General features: G+C 51.9%; 12 protein-coding genes and 1 tRNA gene. 8 read left to right on the forward strand and 5 right to left on the reverse strand.

Features of this window, described 5'->3' with window-relative positions:
• Nucleotides 1-216: 216 nt before the first annotated feature.
• Together mgtE and HG66A1_RS24055 are read left to right on the forward strand one after the other, a co-directional pair.
• Nucleotides 217-1,608 carry a magnesium transporter gene (gene mgtE / locus HG66A1_RS24050; RefSeq protein ID WP_145190138.1) on the forward strand — a complete coding sequence of 464 codons (1,392 nt, stop codon included), beginning with the start codon at nt 217-219 and terminating at the stop codon, nt 1,606-1,608.
• A gap of 237 nt (nt 1,609-1,845) precedes the next feature.
• Nucleotides 1,846-4,380 carry a hypothetical protein gene (locus HG66A1_RS24055; protein ID WP_145190141.1) on the forward strand — a complete coding sequence of 845 codons (2,535 nt, stop codon included), beginning with the start codon at nt 1,846-1,848 and terminating at the stop codon, nt 4,378-4,380.
• Between the two features lie 51 nt (nt 4,381-4,431).
• Here HG66A1_RS24055 and HG66A1_RS24060 read toward each other — a convergent pair.
• Nucleotides 4,432-4,504: transfer RNA gene (locus HG66A1_RS24060), tRNA-Thr, on the reverse strand.
• 376 nt (nt 4,505-4,880) lie between these two features.
• On the opposite strand from HG66A1_RS24060, the gene HG66A1_RS24065 reads away from it, so the two are divergent.
• The 5 genes from HG66A1_RS24065 to HG66A1_RS24085 all read left to right on the forward strand — a co-directional run bounded on the left by HG66A1_RS24065 (nt 4,881) and on the right by HG66A1_RS24085 (nt 10,343).
• The gene (locus HG66A1_RS24065) at nt 4,881-6,551 is read left to right on the forward strand and encodes a CocE/NonD family hydrolase (RefSeq protein ID WP_232106659.1); all 1,671 of its coding nucleotides are present in this window, start codon (nt 4,881-4,883) and stop codon (nt 6,549-6,551) included.
• An 84-nt stretch (nt 6,552-6,635) separates the two neighbouring features.
• Nucleotides 6,636-7,430: an NIPSNAP family protein gene (locus HG66A1_RS24070; RefSeq protein ID WP_145190144.1), complete on the forward strand. Its 795-nt coding sequence runs from the start codon at nt 6,636-6,638 to the stop codon at nt 7,428-7,430.
• A gap of 394 nt (nt 7,431-7,824) precedes the next feature.
• Complete coding sequence (locus HG66A1_RS24075; RefSeq protein ID WP_145190147.1) at nt 7,825-8,355, forward strand: RNA polymerase sigma factor; 531 nt, start codon at nt 7,825-7,827, stop codon at nt 8,353-8,355.
• Nucleotides 8,342-9,004 (forward strand): hypothetical protein, encoded by a 663-nt coding sequence (locus HG66A1_RS24080; protein ID WP_145190151.1) that lies wholly within the window; start codon nt 8,342-8,344, stop codon nt 9,002-9,004. Before HG66A1_RS24075 ends, HG66A1_RS24080 begins: the two co-directional genes overlap by 14 nt.
• Before the next feature lie 142 nt (nt 9,005-9,146).
• A complete protein-coding gene (locus tag HG66A1_RS24085; protein ID WP_145190154.1) occupies nt 9,147-10,343 on the forward strand; it encodes a PDZ domain-containing protein in 1,197 nt (398 codons plus the stop codon).
• 93 nt (nt 10,344-10,436) lie between these two features.
• Here HG66A1_RS24085 and HG66A1_RS24090 read toward each other — a convergent pair whose 3' ends face one another.
• Complete coding sequence (locus HG66A1_RS24090) at nt 10,437-10,979, reverse strand: inorganic diphosphatase (protein WP_145043160.1); 543 nt, start codon at nt 10,977-10,979, stop codon at nt 10,437-10,439.
• Between the two features lie 62 nt (nt 10,980-11,041).
• Nucleotides 11,042-11,554 (reverse strand): FKBP-type peptidyl-prolyl cis-trans isomerase, encoded by a 513-nt coding sequence (locus HG66A1_RS24095; RefSeq protein ID WP_145190157.1) that lies wholly within the window; start codon nt 11,552-11,554, stop codon nt 11,042-11,044.
• Between the two features lie 279 nt (nt 11,555-11,833).
• Here HG66A1_RS24095 and HG66A1_RS24100 point away from each other — a divergent pair, with 279 nt between their 5' ends.
• Nucleotides 11,834-12,256: a GNAT family N-acetyltransferase gene (locus HG66A1_RS24100; protein ID WP_145190160.1), complete on the forward strand. Its 423-nt coding sequence runs from the start codon at nt 11,834-11,836 to the stop codon at nt 12,254-12,256.
• 8 nt (nt 12,257-12,264) lie between these two features.
• On the opposite strand, the gene HG66A1_RS24105 is transcribed toward HG66A1_RS24100, so the two are convergent.
• Both HG66A1_RS24105 and HG66A1_RS24110 read right to left on the reverse strand, forming a co-directional pair.
• Nucleotides 12,265-12,891, reverse strand: a complete 627-nt coding sequence (locus tag HG66A1_RS24105) for a peptidylprolyl isomerase (RefSeq protein WP_232106660.1) — start codon at nt 12,889-12,891, stop codon at nt 12,265-12,267.
• A gap of 289 nt (nt 12,892-13,180) precedes the next feature.
• Nucleotides 13,181-18,202: a hypothetical protein gene (locus tag HG66A1_RS24110; protein ID WP_145190162.1), complete on the reverse strand. Its 5,022-nt coding sequence runs from the start codon at nt 18,200-18,202 to the stop codon at nt 13,181-13,183.
• Between the last annotated feature and the right edge of the window lie 80 nt (nt 18,203-18,282).

Below are 18,282 nucleotides of genomic sequence, written 5' to 3' on the forward strand. Positions count from 1 at the left end.
TCAAACGCTCCCTCTCAGTCGACCTGATTTTAGACCGAATGTCCGTTTTTGCCCGAATTGAGTCGTAAACGTAAGTCGAATGGACTTCATTTTTTACGCGGTTTGACTATAAAATCAGTAGTCACGCGTTCCACGGGCTTTCACTTAAGAATTCAACTAAGACAGACAAATCCAACCTGAACCGGCTCAGCCTGTTCCAGGAAGGGAGAAGGATAAATGAACGACTCACAGCCACTCAGCGAATCGACACATATCGAACTGCCTGATGTCTGGGATCAACTGGATGAGATCGTCAAAGCTGGTGAATCCGAAGCGGCGATCAACTTCCTGAATGCGCTGCCCCCCGGGGAAGAAGCGCGTATTCTGGCACAGCTCTCCCTTGATGAACAGCAGGCGTTTTTGAAACTGCTGGATGGCGAACATGCCGCCTGGTTGATGGAGACGCTGCCAGAACTGCAGGCAGCACAGTTGCTCTCATCCCTGTCGCCCGAACAGGCCGCTCATATTGTTGATGAAATGAACAGTGACGAGCAGGTCGACCTCCTGGATCAACTACCCGAGGAACAATCGGAAAAGATTCTGGAAGTCATGAATCCGGAAGAAGCGGAAAACGTCCGCTTCCTTTCGAAATATACCAGTCTCTGTGCCGGCGGTCTGATGATCACCGAGTTGCTCTCCTTTGAAGAGTCGCAAACGGTCGACGATGTGGTATCCGACCTCCGTCAGAATGCCGAACGATACGCCGAATATAACGTGCAGTACATTTACGTCATCAATCATGACCTGCAACTGGTCGGTGTTCTGCGCCTGCGGGACCTGCTGATGGCGCCTCCCGGCAAGCGTCTTTCCAGCCTGATGATTCCCAGCCCACTCTGTGTGCCTGACTCCACGAGCCTGCAGGAGTTACAGCACTTCTTTGATTCACACCCGCTGTTCGGACTGCCGGTTGTCGACGAAGCCAATGTGCTGGTCGGCGTCGTTCGACGGGAAGATGTGGAAGAAGCTGGGGAAGAACAGGCCGGTAAGACCTTTCTGCGATTTGCAGGGATTATGGGCGGGGAAGAACTCCGCAGCCTGCCACTCAAGATTCGCAGTGCCCGGCGTCTGTCATGGTTGAGCATCAACATTGTGCTGAATATTGTTGCCGCCAGTGTGATTGCCATGTATGAAGATACACTTTCCAGTGTCATCGCTCTGGCAGTTTTCCTGCCGATTGTTTCCGACATGAGTGGTTGCACAGGTAATCAGGCGATCGCGGTGAGTACGCGGGAACTGGTCCTGGGTGTGATTCGACCGCGCGACTGGATATACGTATTCAAAAAAGAATTCGCATTAGGTATGGTCAACGGCCTGGCCCTCGGGTTGCTGTTGGGCATCGTCGCCTATATCTGGAAAGGGAATGCTTATCTGGGTCTGGTGATCGGTGGCGCCTTGGCCGCGAACACCCTCATGGCGGTCTGTCTGGGTGCCCTGATTCCGATGGTTCTCAAAGGATTCAAACTCGACCCCGCCCTGGCCTCAGGTCCGATCCTGACCACCATCACCGACATGTGCGGATTCTTCCTGGTCCTCTCTTTTGCTCAGGCATTTCTACCCTTGCTGACGTGAGAATCAGTATAAATCGACAACTTCAAGAGGCGAGGAACAACAGGCTGCTTCATAATCAGTAGAATCGCTTTATCTGGTATATCCCGGCCTGCATTCAGAGGGATTTCCACAGTTTCATTTCGCCTGCGCCCCCACTGCCGGTTTATGATCGGTGTCTTACAACACAGTTGCTGTCGCTGTGTTTCCCGATTGAGATAAGGCTCCCGGCCTGTCCTGCTCTTTCAAACCTGTAGTGCCATGAACAACAAAGTACAATCAAAAAACAGGGGAGCCCGTTATGCGCTGGTCGTCATCCTGTTCTGCTTTGCTGGTCTGGCAGCGGCCCGCTTGAATCAGCTCTACTTCTTTTATCCGGACAGTGCCGACTATGTCCTGATGTCACGGGGACTGGTGAATCATCTGGCGTATGAGCAGTTCGATTATCCCGGCTCTCCGCCATTCACTCTGCGTCCCCCCGGCATGTCACTGCTGTTGATCCCCGCTGCGTTAATCGCTCCTTACCAGGCGATCCTCGCGAAAGTGACGGTCATTCTGTTCGGAATTCTGCTACTGGTCCTGTTCTATGCTTACCTCTGCAAACTTGAGGACATGACAGGTTCGTCAACTGGAGAAGAACAACCCGCGCGGCGCTGGCCAGTGTTGTGCATGGTACTGCTCCTGGCGACCAACCCGTACTTCCTGCTCTTCTCTACCCTCATCATGAGCGAAATCCCTTTCATGGCATTGAGCCTGGGAATCCTGTATTTAATCGCCAGCGAGAACGAAGGGAATCGCAAACGGAATCTGATTCTATTAACCGGTCTGTTCCTGTTTCTCCCTCTGCTGCGGACCGTCGGAATCGCACTGACTCTGGCTCTGGGAGCCTGGGCGATCACCAGTCGACACCGCTGGCGTTATCTGATTCCGGTCACCGGTTCGCTGGTCACTCTGGGACTCTGGATGCTGCGTAATCGCTCGTTGAACTCAGATCTTTACAGTTCCCTGATTCTGAATAATCTGCGGTCCGCCGGTCCCGTTGGTACTGTTGCTTCTATGATCAATCGCAGCCTGACTCACTTTCAAAGTCTGTGCGAAACATTGATCCCTAACATGCCAGGGGCAACTCCCGCGTATGAACGCTACCTGCTGGATGGGCTGGTGTTTCTGCCGGGACCGCAATGGTTGTACTCGTTAGTGAGTCTGCTCGTACTAGCCGTTTCCATCTATGGGATGCTCCAGCTAAAAGATCGGGGCGGCCTGTTCTGCCTGCTGTACCTGATCTTTACGTTTGCGATTCTCTCTGTCTGGCCCTGGATGCAGCCCCGCTTTGTCCTGCCATTGTTACCCGTCATCCTCGCCTTTGTGCCTGCAGCACTGAGAGCGATCGGCAGTCGGCTGGGGAATCCCAATCCTGGTACTCGAAAGACGCTGATCTGCCTGCTATTAGTTCCTGCGATGGCCCTGTTCTGCGTTCAAGCGATGACCGATGCGCAGCTGGTAACAACCAATGTGCAACTGCTGCGTAACGGCGAAACGTTTTATCAGACGCAGTATCCCTCGAGCCACTTCAGTAATTTTGTGACTGCCGGAAACTGGATCAGGGAACAAACGCCGCCGGAAACTAGAATTTTGACGAGGCGCAACGATCTCGCAACATCGGGACACCGCTTCCAGAAACTCGTCTACTTTGAAAAGACCAGCCCGGAACAGTTGCATGAGCAGATTCAATCACTGGGCGCACAGTATCTCGTCTGTTTCGACGAAAATACCATCGACGGATTTCCCCGGCATCTGTTGAACGACGATCTGGTTTATCGTCTGACTCCCGTTTATGACGAGCAGGGAGTCGTCATAATAAAAATCGAACCGAATTATGAGGGAACCATTCGTGAAAACTACTGGCAGGAAAACGCAGGGCTGAATCGGGCCCGAACGATTCTGGAAAAGTTTCCGCACCGGTTGTCAGCGCAGGTTTCTTATCTCAAACAGTTGCTCGAAGCGGAGCAATATAAAGAGGGCATTGAATTTGTGAAGCAACTGGGAACCGTTCAGGACGTTCACCTGACGAACTATCTGGGCTGGGCCTATGTAGGGAATCGTCAGTTCCAGCAGGCGCTGACAGAATTCACCAAAGCCAGCCAGATGCCAGGCCACGTCGCACAACGCGGTAGTATTCAGCGCGGCTTAAAACTCTGTGAACAACAACTGTCGAATAAAGCCGCGAATACAAAACAAAATTCAGTGGAGACTCCCCAGCGAAATCTGCAGATCGCCCAGGCATTCTGGAAGCTGACATTTTATCGAAAAGCGCAGCGGTACGCCCAAAAAGTGCTTGAGTCTCAGAACGCCGATGAGCAAACGAGTGACAAGGCACGACTTATTCTGGCACGGCTTGACCTGATCAACGGACAACCAGAGCAGGCTACCGCACAACTCAAACAGATTCAGGATCACGAGAACAAGGAATACCAGAGCTTATCCGAGCGACTTGAGTTGGAGAAGATGCTGGCCGAACTGAAACCAGATCAGCAAGAAGCTGTTTTGAAACTGGCTTCGCTTTACCAGTCAGAGGGAATTCCCGGTAAAGCGCTCACTCTCCTGAGCAAAGCCCACGCGTTGACACCTGATAATCGACAGATTCTTCAACGCCTGGCGGAACTGCAGTTGTTTTATCATCTGCTCCCCGAAGCGGAAGCCAGTTATCTGAAACTGAAACAGTTTTCCCCTGCGGATGGCGATGTGAACGCGGCTTTGAAAAAGATCGCCGATTTGAAGCAGGTTCCACAGTTCTGAATCAATCGCAGAATCAGAACACAAGTCAGAGAGACTGGCAGAAAAAAGAAGAGCCGCCGAGGAGAGTCGAACTCCTGACCTACGCATTACGAATGCGTTGCTCTGCCAACTGAGCTACGGCGGCGTTTTGTTCCCGATGCTTATGCATCTGGATACATCAGGCGTCCATCAGGTTCGCCCGGCGGGAATCGATTCAGCAGTCAGGTGGAGAAAATTTTTCACTGCTGCTCTGCGGTAGCATACCCCCTTTTTATGGCTTGTGAAAGGATTCTGCCCCGATTTCAGCGCTGAAAAATCGATTTCCCGCCTCTGTATAACTACTGAATCAAGGGTAAGAATTTCTGCTGCACTGACGAAAACAGGGGGGATGTCGCTTCTGACTGTTGTGCGGGTTCCGGAGACTCTTCAGATCTACCGGCGTTTATGCTTGCTGAATTGACGATGGTTGACCACAATCGAAGAAGAAATACCTGCCCTGAAAATCCAACCGGAGATAGCCCATGCGAAAACTGGCCCCTGCCTGCCTGTGGATGATTTTATGCCTCGTTCTCTGTCCTGCCTTGTTCGCGCAGGAAGCCCCGCCACTCAAATTTGAAAAAGGGGTCACCGAGAAACATGTCATGATCCCCATGCGGGATGGCGTCAAGCTCTCTGCCTACCTCTATATTCCACAGGGTAAAGGCCCCTGGCCGGTTCTGATGGAACAGCGATACGCCAGCCTGCGGAGCAAGGGTTCGCGGCTCTCATTCGCGGAAATGGCCGGCCATGATTATGTAGTCTGTGCAGTCAACTACCGGGGTTCCCAGCAGTCAGAAGGCACCTGGGTCGGCTACCGGGACCTGCAATGGGGTGAAAAGCAGGATGGCTACGATGTCGTGGAATGGCTGGCGAAACAGCCCTGGTCGACTGGCAAGATCGGCACGTTCGGCAGCTCCCAGGGAGGCTATGCCCAGAACTATCTGGCAGTGACACAACCGCCCCACCTGGTCTGTCAGTTCATGATTGATACGGGGCTCAGTCTGTATCACGAGGGTTATTTCATTGGTGGTGCAGCGAAACCGAATCGATTCAAGGGTATGGATGCTGTCTGCCGCGTGGCTGCTCACAACCGGGCTCTGATGGAAGAATGGTTTTCGCACCCCGATTACGATGAATACTGGCAGGCAGAAGACTGTACCCTGCACTTCGATAAGATGAACGTCCCCTGCTTTACCGTAGGCAGCTGGTACGACTTTATGTGCGTCGGCTCGATCCAGAGTTACATCGGACGTCAGCACAAAGGGGGACCGAATTCCCGCGGTCATCAGAAACTGTACATCGGGCCTTGGTTGCACGGCCGGTTTAATAAGGTCAATAAAGTCGGCGACATGCTCTATCCGGAGAATGCGAACTTCGACATGATGGCCGAGATGATCCGCTGGTTCGATCACTACCTGAAGGGAAAGCGGAACGAGATCGAACTTGATCCCAATGTCCGTTACTACGTGATGGGGGCGGTCGGCGAACCCGGGGCACCAGGTAATGTCTGGCGGTCGACCAACGACTGGCCGGTACCCGTCGAGGAAACCCCCTACTACCTGCAACAAGATAGCAAACTGTCGACCTCTAAGCCGACGTCAGCAGACTCGTTCACCCAGTTGATTGCAGACCCATTGAACCCGGAGAAAATTGAAGGCCGGGGCTTCCCAGGTGCCCGCGATGCCCGCGTTGTCGAAGAACAGGAAAATGTACTGACCTTCACGACCGATACACTGACCGAAGCGGTCGAATGGACGGGAAATGTGAAGGCGGAGCTGCTGGTCTCATCCTCGGCCAAAGATACCGACTTTATTGTCCGCGTCAGCGATGTCTATCCGGACGGGCGTTCGATTCTGATCATTGATATGATCCGTCGCGCCCGCTACCGGGATGGTTTCGAGCAGCAGAAATTCATGGAACCGGGAGAGGTTTACAAGGTCGGCTTCAATGTAGGCTGGCTGAGTCAGATCTTCAACAAAGGGCATAAAATCCGGGTAACCGTCTGTTCGACAGGAGCCCCATTCTACGAACCGAACCCGAATACGGGAGAGCCGATTACAATCGAGTTTCCCGAGAAAGTGGTCGTCGCCAAAAATAAAATTCATCACAGCAGCGGACAGGCATCCCGTATTCTGGCGCCTGTGAAACCTTGAGCTGGTGTGACAATGTGCGACCGTCTTTGTAAGTTTTGAACCAACTCTGAATCAAAATCAGTTCAGGATAAAAGTGAGGTAATCATGCAACAGAATCGAATTAACCGACGCAGCCTGCTGGCAGGTATTCTGGGAGCCGTTGCTGCCCTGGGACTGGGACAACCCGTGCCCGCGGCAGAGCAGCAGAGTCAGGAATATTATGAACTGCGGACCTACCGCATCGCGAATGAGCAAAACCAGAAGGTGGTCAGCGACTATCTGGAACAGGCGCTGATGCCGGCGCTGAATCGTGCGGGAATCAAGAAAGTGGGCGTGTTCAAAGAAATCGATGCCAAGGATGACTATTCCCTTTACATGCTGATTCCCTTTCAATCCCTGAATCAACTGGCGAGCCTGAATGATAAACTGGAAGCAGACAAAGCATATCACGCAGCAGCCGCTTCCTACTTCTCCATTCCTAAAAAAGACGCCCCCTACAGTCGGATTGAAAGTCGTCTGATGAAAGCCTTCAAGGGGATGCCGATTCTGGAAACACCAAAAGGAAAAGGCCCCAACCTGTTCGAATTGCGGACCTACGAAAGTCACAATGCGAATCTGGCCCGCCTGAAAGTGGACATGTTCAACTCAGGCGAGATTGACATCATGCGTGACGTGCTGCTTGCTCCCGTTTTCTATGGCGAGATGCTGATCGGCGATGATGTACCCAACCTGACCTATATGCTTTCCGCCCCGAATCGGGAGGCACATGACAAACACTGGGAAGGATTCCGCAAGCATCCCGAGTGGGACCGTATGAAAAAGATGGACAAATACAAGGGAACTGTATCCAAGATCACAAACTGGTATCTGGAACCACTGCCGTACTCCGAGATTCAGTAAGCGTGTGCCTGACAGTGTCCGCTTGACTATCAGATCCCAACTGACAGCCATCGACAGAGGTAGGGGCATTTTCGAATTCAGTCAAAATGACACCTAGCATCTGGTCGTCCAGGCAGTCGACGCTATAATCGTTATAAGTTGTTTAACTATATAGTGATAGTATAAGTTTGAACCATCACCATTCCTGTCAACCTGGTGAAACCCGGGGGGTTGGGATCACCATTTTCAAATGGAAACTCTAAATATCCCGAAACGAGGTTAGATTCTGGTTCAGATTCCGTCTATTCTAGTGCATGTGAGTTAGACGAGTGTTGTTAATCTGGTGAGAGAAACCAGTCCATTAACACTCTCCAATCGACTTAGATAATCCCTCTTCTAACGTATTGGAATTTGCATGCCTGATAAGCAGGCCAATAACTGGTCGGCAGAGATTGAGGCGGTCTATTTGCGTGAAGGACGAGAACTTTGGGCTTTATTATATGCCCAGTGTTCCGATTCGGATCGCGCATATGACGCGCTGCAGGAGGCGTTCGTACGTTTACAAAGCCAAGAAATAGAGTCAATTCGAAATATCCGGGCCTGGGTTTTGACTGTTGCTCAAAACTGGTTGCGTGACTATGCACGAAGGCAGAATCATGCAGCTAAGCCCGCAGATTTTTTAGACAATATTGTGGGAAAACCTGCAGACCCGTCAGAGGATCTGCAGAGAAATGAGACTAACAGCCGAATCCGGCAAGCACTTCAACAACTTCGATCCGAGGACCGCGAGGTTCTCGTACTTCGTTATGCACTAGGATGGTCATCAAAACGAATGTCAATTGCTCTGAATACTTCAACTTCAGCAATCGACATGAGGCTTTCTCGCGCCAGAAAGCGCCTTTGTGAAGAGTTGGAAAAAGTGGGGATTGATCATGAAACCGTATGACACTTCAGGAATGCTCGAGAATGAAGATGAGCTGGAGAGTGTTCTGCGCGAATATTTCCAGCAGGAAATGCCTCCTGAATTGCAGGAGTTATCCGAACTCACTGATGAAGAATTCGAAGCGCATTACCAAAAGTTGCGCGCCGAAGAGAATTCTGTTTCCGTGGCGCAGGAACCCGCGTCTCGTCGTGGCTTTCAGTTGGGATTGCTGGTATCTGCTCTCTCGATCTGCCTCATGGCGGGACTGGCCAGCCTCTTTATGCAGAAGACTCCCGATGAGTCGGGACTGACAAATCAGCCGACCGCTGAACTGAACATACAACCCGAAATTGAAAAACCGGTCGTAGCGACCATTCCAGAGATTGAGCCGGATACACTGGCAGTTCTGGATCAGGGAGAGACTCCCCTGGAGATGACCCCTGAAGTAAATGACAACATCAAAGAATCGATTGATATCACACTTTATAATACGGAACTCGGTCCGGTAGAACAGCGAACTGAATTGTCGTGGACAAACATCACTGTTGAAAATCCGGAAACTGGTTCCCACGTCAAGATGTCAATGCCTGAGCTCACCATTGATTTTGTGCCTGTCAACAAAGCCGGTCTGTCACTGATTGGTGATGAAATTGAGAGTCACGAGCAGCAGTAACAACTGTTGCAATCAATGAGCTGATAAAGCGGAATAAGTAGGAATTTAACGGGCCACAAAAAGGATGTTCGCAGCCGGGCCGGAATTTTAGTATTTTCCGGTACGAGGAAGGTCTTTTTTGAAACAAATCCAAGGCATTACAATGAAACAGTTTCGATGGTTCTTTTTGAGCGGGCTGATTACGTCTCTGATTGCCATTCAGACATCCGTTGCTGATGAGACTCCCCTGCAGGCACCAAAACCAGGGCAACCTCAGTCTCTCCAGCAAAACCCCACTCTGAATCCAGCGCCGTCTACGTCAACAGATGCAGCGGGCCCGCAGGGAAAGTTCCGGGTTACTACGCGCTCAACCGGCGAGACCGAAATGCGGAACTTCGTGGGTGTCGTCACGGAACCGATCCCAGCTTACCTGGAGGCCCAGCTACACGACATGCTGACAGCAGGACAGGGAATCGGTATCAAGATGGTTGTGCCAGATTCTCCTGCTCAACAGGCAGGTCTCAAACCATTTGATGTGCTAACGAGCTACAACGGCAAAGCCATCACCTCATCTGATATTTTAAGGAAGTTTGTCCTCGATTCAGACAAGGGTGAGACCATCCAGCTGGAAGTCATCCGCGCGTCTCGAAAACAGACAGTCGAACTGACCCTGACTCAGAAACTGTTTCGCTACTACAAGTTTCAGGTCACTCCACTCGGTCAGAAACCACAACTGGCGGACAATAACCAAAAGAGCAAACCGAAAAAACCAGATACCGGCAAAGATGCACCCATTGCAGCCCGTTCAACGGAAACGGATCCCCTTGGAAGAAAAGAACCACTTAACTTTAACTCGCCAACCACGATCAGCACCCACAACCTTTGTCTGCTGTTTGTAGGTAAAGCCAAAGGGGATTATTCTGTCGAAGTCAATTACCAGGATGAGACCGAGACTCTGCAGTCTTATCACTTCGCTGGCAATCCCCGGGAAATCACCGAACAGATCGTCGACCTGCCTGAAAACGTGCAGTTAATCATCAACGAACGCCTGAAAGAGCTGAAGCTGGCACTGCAGGGCAAAGCCAGTTTTCGGTTGCAGATCAAACCACATATGCAGGGGAAAGATCGCTTTACCCGCGTACTGTTGAGCCGGGCGACCAAAGAGAAGTCGGTTCGCATGGTTGAACTGGACCATCCGCTGGGAAACAGACCGAGTCTGAATGTCAATCAGATTCTGGGGAATCAGGTCTTCACGAATGAACTGGAACAACTGACACCAGCGATCCAGGAACAGATTCGCACCATGCTGCATCGCATCCGGATTCCCACCATCCGGGTCCATGCAGACAGCCCGATCTAAGCTGATTAGAAACAGCAGGAACAAACAATTCAGGCAGCTGATTCCACAGGGAACCGGCTGCCTGTTTTTGATTGTTTCTAGTCGCAGTTAATCTTATAGAAAACCGCGACGTCGCTGGCTGCTGTACCGCTGCAGCGAATCTTCGATGATCGGAAACGCTTCCGAGGCCGCCTGAAATTCTTCGACCTCAACCGTCTTTCCTTCCAGCATTTTGTAATCCTGGAAGAAGCGTCTGAGCATGGCCAGACGATGCGGTGGTAGTTCAGAAGCATCAGTATATGGATTGTATTCCGGATCATTCACGGCGACCGCCAGAATTTTATGGTCTGGTTTGCCGCTGTCGATCATGGTCATCACCCCGATAGCCCGGGCATCCAGAATTGTCAGGGGGTCTACAGGTTCCTGACAGAGTACCAGAACGTCCAAAGGGTCGTCGTCTTCAGCCAGAGTCTGGGGAATGAACCCATAGTTGGCGGGATAATGGACTGCTGAGTAGAGCATCCGGTCCAGCCTGAGCAGGCCCGTGCCTTTGTCTAACTCATATTTCACTTTGGAAAAAGTAGGAATTTCGATAACGGCCGTGAAATCGCGAGGCAGGTTTTGCCCCGGAGTCACATCGTGCCAACAGTGGGTCACTGCTATTCTCCTGAATTATGGCTGAATAGTATCAAGAATCAGCTGAAGTTGCGCAACATCAACTAATTCACTTTAAAGAGTTCCACTTTGAAATGCAGAGTGGCATTACCGGGAATCACTGGTGGAGCACCAGCGGCACCATAGCCCAGTTCCGGCGGAATGACCAGTTCGACCTCTCCCCCTTCACCGATGAGTTGAAGACCTTCGGTCCAACCGGGAATTACACCGTTGAGAGGGAATGAAATTGTCTCGCCCCGTTTGTAGGAGCTGTCAAATTCGGTACCATCTTCCAGAGTGCCCCGGTAATGAACGGTCACCTGATCCTGCGGACCGGGCTTGGTGTCATTTCCTTCACGCACGATACGATACTTGAGTCCGGAGGCGGTTGCTGAATATCCGGGGTTTGCTTCGTCTGCCACGGCTACTTCCATTTCTGTTTGCTCATTGTCTGCTGGACTGACTTGCGCTGAGGCAGCCGGGGGATCAACCTGTTCTCCCTGGCGAACATAATTACTACAGCCAGTGGCTGTCAGGCAGATCAGACTGCATCCCAATAAAAATCGTGATTTTTTCATAGGTTGATTACCTTTGTATCAGGCAAATAATAATACTGCGGGCCTATTCACAGAATTGCCTCTGAGCGATAACATAACGCATAGGACTATCGGTTGCACCACCAAGCTGTCCTAGTTTAGTGGACTTCAGAAAAGATTATGGGATTCTGATGTCTGCCGGCAATCCGGGCACTGATTCTGGAGTTGCAGGAGAAATCGATCCTGCGTCCGCGTTCTCATACGTTTCTGGCAGGTCATTCCCCGTAAAAGACCACCATTTCAGCACGAAAACCTTGGAAGATGATTGACCAGATAGAGATTCGCCCTGCTAAACATGAGGATATCACCCCGCTCTCCGAATTCATTATCCCTTTCGTAGAGCAAGGCAAGATTCTGCCACGGACCTCAGAAGAACTGGACGAACTGGTTGAAACCGGATTTGTGGCGATTGAAGCAGGTACTGAGATAGTTGGATTTGCATCCCTGGAAATCTATTCTCGTAAACTGGCAGAAATCCGCAGTCTGGTAGTAGCAGATCACCGCCAGGGAATTGGAGTAGGGAAAAAGCTGGTCTCCGCATGTGTTGATCGCGCACGACAGCGGAACATCCTGGAAGTGATGGCAGTGACATCTTCAGACGTATTCTTCCGAAGCTGTGGGTTTGATTTCACGTTGCCTGGTGAGAAAAAAGCGCTGTTCATCCAGCCGCATCTGACGGAATAAACCCCCAATCAGCGTTTCCCGTTTTTCACGACTGACGCTTTGATAATGTAATCCAGTCGAGGAAATTCGCGTTTCAGGTAGGCATTACCTTCAAGCTGAAGTCGTGACTGCGAGGGACCACGTCCTCGAGGTGCAGCCTCTCCGTAGCCGTTATACAGCGTATCCACTACGCGCATGCCTTCCGGGGAAATATAGCCAAAGGGAGCGAACCCCATCTGATCCAGCCGCCGGTTATCCTGAAAATTGATGAAGAGCTGAGTGGTTCTGGAATTAGGAGCTCCCGTTTTCGCGAACGTCACATAGCCCCGCAAATTGGATTTGGCCACCGGATCATCCTGAATGGTCTGATCCCGCCACTTGGCCTGCGTTTCGGGATCGCCGTTGATACCCACCTGGGCCATGAAACCTTCAATCACCCTGAAGAAAGCACACTGGTTGTAAAAGCCTGAGTTTACCAGTTCATAGAAACGGTCTGCGCCGTGAGGGCTCCACCTGCGTTGCACATCGATGTAAAATGTCCCTTTGGTGGTCTCCATCTTCACCTGATAGGTTGCTGGTGCCTCTGCCAGGCAACTCGAAGCGCCCAGCATTACCGTAGCTACCATTATCCAGACCAATGTGAATAAGATTTTCATCGCAACATCCCTCTTGCTTGTCTCTATGAAATTGCAGGGTCTCTCACGGCTCAGTGAAGCGTTCAGTCTAATCCATTTACCACAGATTTCACAAGAGGGTTTCGAAAGGCAGCATCCAACACAACTACTGGAGTTGAACTGCGATTAATAGAAAAAAGCCGCCGCGAATCAGGGGGGGAGAATTCGCGACGGCCAGAGCCCGGGGCTGCTGACGATCAGCCCCTCTGCAGATCCCGCGATCTGCAATTTCCAGGAATCGCCCGATTTCTCAGGCGATTCCTATTTCCTTTTAATATCCGAGGAGAGCTTCCTCTTCTTCTTCCTGAATGATGATTCGTGGTGTGACCATCATCATCAGGCTTTCGGTTTCACGACCAACCCCGGTGTTCTTGAACAGACGGCTGACATACGGCAGCTTGTTCAGGATCGGGACACCAGCCATGCTGCGTCCTTCGCGGAGTCGTTTGACGCCACCCAGGAGAACAGTACCACCATCGGGCACACTCACAGTCGTGGTGACAGTCACCTGTTCCACCACAGGCTGCTGAATGGTTGTGGTTCCCAGACCACCGCCACCATTCTGGCCCTGCTGGCCTTGCTGGCCCTGTTGGCCCTGCTGACCTGTCTGGCCGCCAGCACCACCACCGCCGCCGATACCACCGATACCACCCAGGCCGGCACCAACCCCGTTTCCGAAGTTACCACCACCCTGTTGACCGAGCTGACCACCCTGCTGGCCTTGTTGCCCCTGCTGACCCTGCTGGCCACCAGTGGTTCCACCCTGGAAGGAGAAGGTAAAGACGTCGGTCACGTTGGTGAAGTTCGGATTGACTGAGAGTCTTACATAACGGCGGTCTGCTGAGATCACAGCTGACACAGTCAGTGAGACCCCTTCAGGAATGTTCGCGATGATCGGCGTGAATCCGACTGAGAAGTTACCCACGGTGGGCACCAGGCTGATCACGAAGGGTCGCGATACGTTACTGGTCACAAAGGCGACCTGACCGTTGAACAATGTCACTTTCGGAGCGAACATCAGGTTCGATCGTTCATCTGCCTGAGCGGCGTTGATGAAGAAGAAGGCTTCGATGTCACTCAGAATTGCCAGACCCACGTTTACACCAGCGTTCGCATTGAAGCTGCCGAATTCAGGTACACCGATTTCGAATGATCCCTGACGGAACTGCACATCCAGGTCTGGTGTGAAGGATTCCGGAGAGTCCATACCGACAATCGTACCTTTCTTGGGCCAGTTGTCGAAGTTGAGCAGGGTTCGTGAAGGTGGGTTACTGAAAGGTGCAACACCCTGACCACCGGTCTGACCAGAAGACGTGTTCTGTCCCTGCTGGCCACCGCCCTGGTTGTTATTGTTATTACCTCCGCCACCGCCACCGTTCTGGTTAGTGCTGTTCAACAGGTTAACCTGACCGAAGGCAGGAACCGGGTTCCCGTTGTTGTCAACGGTTGGACCGCCGACGGTATCAGCTACGTTGAAGTCGAAGTCGACACCAATTCGCTCGAAGAAGCGGTCGGAGACGGTTACAAAGCGGACTTCAATGGTGACCTGCAGGTCCTGCAGACGTCGCAGCTGTTCCAGCAGGTTGGCGATTTCATCGTGTACTTTCTGTGTCTGACGAATCACCAGACTCAGAGTTGTTTCAAACGGACGCACGCTGCCTGCTCCACCGATTTCTTCCCAGGAATCGGGCTCGACAGTGGAGACAATCAGTTCGGTCAGTGAATCGAAGTCAATGTTTGATCCACCACCGGCAACCTTCGAAGTCGGAGCATTACCGGACCAGGGATTGGCACCGGGAACACCACCAATCAGCGGATCAGCAACCTGGAAGTTACCGGGAGTCGACTGATTACCGCCGATACCGGATCCAAAGCTGACTGCACCCATTTGACTGTAAGGGTTGCTGGCCATGCTGCCGTTTGCAGCGAAGTTAGGAATCGGAACCACCAGGTCAGCCACAGGGTAGGTCATTGTTTTCAATGTACCCTGCTGACGAATACGGCTGGTGATCTTCAATACTTCGTTATCAATTGTGTAAGACAGGTTCAGTGGTTCCAGGAGCAGGTTCAGGGCACTCCGCAGTTTGATGCCGTTCACATTGATCGTGACGGGTGCGTCGGTGGTTACCCCTTCCTCTTCCAGTCCCAGGCTGTCCAGGAAGATGTTAATCCCGGTCAGTGCCTGAATCTTATTCATCACGTTCGACAGCGGTTCGCCTTCGAATGCGAGGTTCACTGGACGATCCAGGCTCTCCTCGATCTGAATTTCGCGTTCCGTTTTCTGGTTGTGATTCTTAGCGTGATATTTTTCACGACGTTTGGTTAATTCAGCCCACTCTTTGGCATCCTTTCCAAACTTGATATCGGGAGTGTAGGCATCAGCCAGTGCTTCTTCTACATCGTTCAGCTGATTCCAGACATTCTGTTCTTTACGATCACGCATGGAGTTGTTGGATTCTTCGCGACGCAGGAAGCGAGATTTCCATTCCATGGTGACGGTGACAGGGTTCTGCGGATCCAGATCTTTGGCCTGTTTAGCAACCACTTCTGCTTCCGCATAGCGTCGCTGATCGATCAGTTCGTTGAACTTTTCTACCAGGTCGGCCAGTTCCTGTTCGACGCGAATCTTATTTTTGATACGTCGGTTGATATACTCTTCAACTTCTTCGTTCTTCTTCTTCAGTTCTTCCAGCGGAGCAACCTGTTTGCGGAAAGAATCGATTGAAGTACGAGTACGCTGCAGCGAGCCGATCAGTGCCTGAGTCGATTTCTGATTCAGGCTGGAGCTTTCGACTTTAGCCATAGTCTGGTCGATAATTCCCAGAGCTTCGGTCGGAGCAGATTCCCGCATTCTTTCAGCTTTGAAGATGGCATTCAGAACTTCTGAACGAAGTCGGCTGAATTCGATCGCCTGTTTCTGTTCAACCAGATCAATGTTGCTGGGCTGATCAGAGGCGGCTCCCGGTACATCGGTTGAGGTCTGGCTGGCAACCTGACGAATCTTGTCAGTTCGTGAAGGAGCCAGTTCTCGGACTGCATCCTGCAACTGCTGTGCACGATGAGTGTCAAGTTTTTCACCAGACTGGTAAGCAGCCAGGAATGCCTGATAAGCGGCACCACGGTCGCCTTCAGACAGTCGCTGCATACCAAGGTTATACAGTTCCAGAGCAGAGGCACCAGGATGAATCACAGCGATCTCGCTGGCGACATTCTTCTTGGGGGAAACCTGAGCTGTTTGAGTGCTCATGCTGGTTTCCAGATCACGCAGAATGGTCTGAGGACTATCCTCACCCGGTTTGAACTCGGCCCCCACTCTCAGAGCTTCCTGAGCGTTCATGCGGGCAGAGTCAAATCGACCGGCTTTCAGATCTGTGCGAGCCTGAGCCACCAGTTTCTGAGAGAACTGTTTTTTACGTTCCTGTTCTGCAGCGTACATTTCTTCCTGTGAGAGTCCGCCAGGCTGTCCAGCCATTTTACGGATGTCTGCCAGGACCTGCTCGGGACGATCTTCGAACAGGCTGTAAGCTGTATCAATTTCCTGTGCCGCTTCCGCCTTCTGACGAGCATCCTGCACCCGACCTTTGGACAGGTCTTCGCGTGCGGAAGAGAGCAGACGACGAGCGTATTCACCATTCGCTTTTCCGTCAGCACTGGTGTTACCAGGATTGAGACGGGTATCGGAAGCAGTTCCGACGCGGCGGATAAAGTCTTCAGGAGATTCGGTACCAGGTGTGAACTTCAGGTCCAGGGTCTGAGCGAGTTTCTGAGCAGATGACGCCAGCATCAGGGCTTCATCTTTGTCTCCCTGCTGCAGAGCCAGTTTAGCCTGTTCCATCAGACGGTTCACCCGGGGACGAACAGCGTCCTGATTCTGTTGCAGACCTTTCATACCAGAGATGGTCGCTGCCTCATCGGAAATCCGATCGATGGCTGCCAGTACCAGTTCCGGACGGTCATCAAACAGGTCATAAGAAACTTTCATCTGCTCAACCTGAGCTACTTTCTGGCGTGCACCAGCGAAGTCCCGTTTCTTGATATCCAGACGAGCCTGTCTCAGCAGTTCATTAGCCTGAGCTTTCGAGTCACCCTGTCCTGCGTTGGCAGCAGCCATCTGAGCACGGTTGTCTTCGGTAGAAGCCAGCTGTCCTGCAGACTGTGCACGCTTGATCTCATCCAGGATGAGTTCGGGACGTTCATCAAACAGACGATAGGCAACATCCAGCTGGCTGGCCTGCTGGGCCAGTTCGCGAGCGGAATTCAGATTACCTGAGTTAAGTTCGGCCCGAGCCTGTTTGAGCAGTCGCGTTGCCTGATCTTTGCTGGAGGAACCAGAGTCAGACTGAGCGACCTGCATCGAAGGTTTAGACTGACCTGCGAAGATTTTCGCACCCGTCTTACGTTCGATTTCAGCCAGGATATGTTGGGGGCGTTCTTCAAACAGTTTATAAGCAACATCATAATCTTGAGCCTGCAGGGCAAGTGTGCGGGCATCATCATAGTTTCCGGAGTTCAAAGCTGAGCGTGCCTGTTTCAGCAGCACAACAGCCTGTTCTTTTTCGGACAGTTTGCGAGTCTGTGTTCCATCGAACGGGTTGGCCCCCGGGTTACCGAAGGGATTGCTTTCAGCAGCTTCTTCTACTGCAGCCACCTGCATCACACCAGAACCGGTTTCGGTAAAACCGCCGGCCTGCTGGATTGGTGAGCCTTTCTGCAGTCGCTGTTCTGCGCGAGCAATATCAGCCAGAACCTGTTCAGGGCGTGGATCGAACGGACCGTACTCCAGTTTCAGAGCCGCTGCCTGGCCGGCTTTACGTCGGGCCTTGGCAAACTCGTTTAACTTGAGGTCTTCACGAGCGGACTGTAGTAACTGGCGGGCCAGCTGCTTCTTTTCTTCCAGGGATTTCCCATCGGCATTCGAATAGCCTGTGGAAAATTCGGAATCAGGAGCAGGAGACTGTGCCCGGACTACCTGTTTGCGTTGAGGAGCGGCAGCTCGTGAACGGGCCCTTCCCAGGTACTCGTTCATTTTGCGAAACTCTGCCTGAGACAAACGTCCGGGAGAGACAGAAGCTTTTTCAAGAGCTTCTACCGCCTCGGAGAATTGTCCCCGCTCATAGTATTGAGTCCCCAGACTCAGATAGTAACGAGCTGAGCGTTGTTGACGCTCAGAAACCGACTGACCGTTACTCTCGACATCAGCAGCGACCTTCCTGGTCGTGTTGCCAAGATTGGCCAGCCACATCGACGCTGCAATCAACGTCGTACAGGCCAGTACTCCAAATGCCTTGCCCAATGTAGGTCCCTCCTTCAAGCCAGAACACCAACTTTGATTATGATTGTTTTGAGGAGTCATCATGACTTCCAACTCGCTAT

It is taken from the genome of Gimesia chilikensis, assembly GCF_007744075.1.
In the GTDB taxonomy this organism is placed as follows: Bacteria; Planctomycetota; Planctomycetia; order Planctomycetales; family Planctomycetaceae; genus Gimesia; species Gimesia chilikensis_A.

Coding starts and splice junctions, on each gene's coding strand:
- HG66A1_RS24095 (WP_145190157.1), bottom strand. CDS start 11,554: ATGAAAAAATCACGATTTTTATTGGGATGCAGTCTGATCTGCCTGACA.
- HG66A1_RS24100 (WP_145190160.1), top strand. CDS start 11,834: ATGATTGACCAGATAGAGATTCGCCCTGCTAAACATGAGGATATCACC.
- HG66A1_RS24080 (WP_145190151.1), top strand. CDS start 8,342: ATGAAACCGTATGACACTTCAGGAATGCTCGAGAATGAAGATGAGCTG.
- HG66A1_RS24105 (WP_232106660.1), bottom strand. CDS start 12,891: ATGAAAATCTTATTCACATTGGTCTGGATAATGGTAGCTACGGTAATG.
- mgtE (WP_145190138.1), top strand. CDS start 217: ATGAACGACTCACAGCCACTCAGCGAATCGACACATATCGAACTGCCT.
- HG66A1_RS24075 (WP_145190147.1), top strand. CDS start 7,825: ATGCCTGATAAGCAGGCCAATAACTGGTCGGCAGAGATTGAGGCGGTC.
- HG66A1_RS24085 (WP_145190154.1), top strand. CDS start 9,147: ATGAAACAGTTTCGATGGTTCTTTTTGAGCGGGCTGATTACGTCTCTG.
- HG66A1_RS24070 (WP_145190144.1), top strand. CDS start 6,636: ATGCAACAGAATCGAATTAACCGACGCAGCCTGCTGGCAGGTATTCTG.
- HG66A1_RS24065 (WP_232106659.1), top strand. CDS start 4,881: ATGCGAAAACTGGCCCCTGCCTGCCTGTGGATGATTTTATGCCTCGTT.
- HG66A1_RS24055 (WP_145190141.1), top strand. CDS start 1,846: ATGAACAACAAAGTACAATCAAAAAACAGGGGAGCCCGTTATGCGCTG.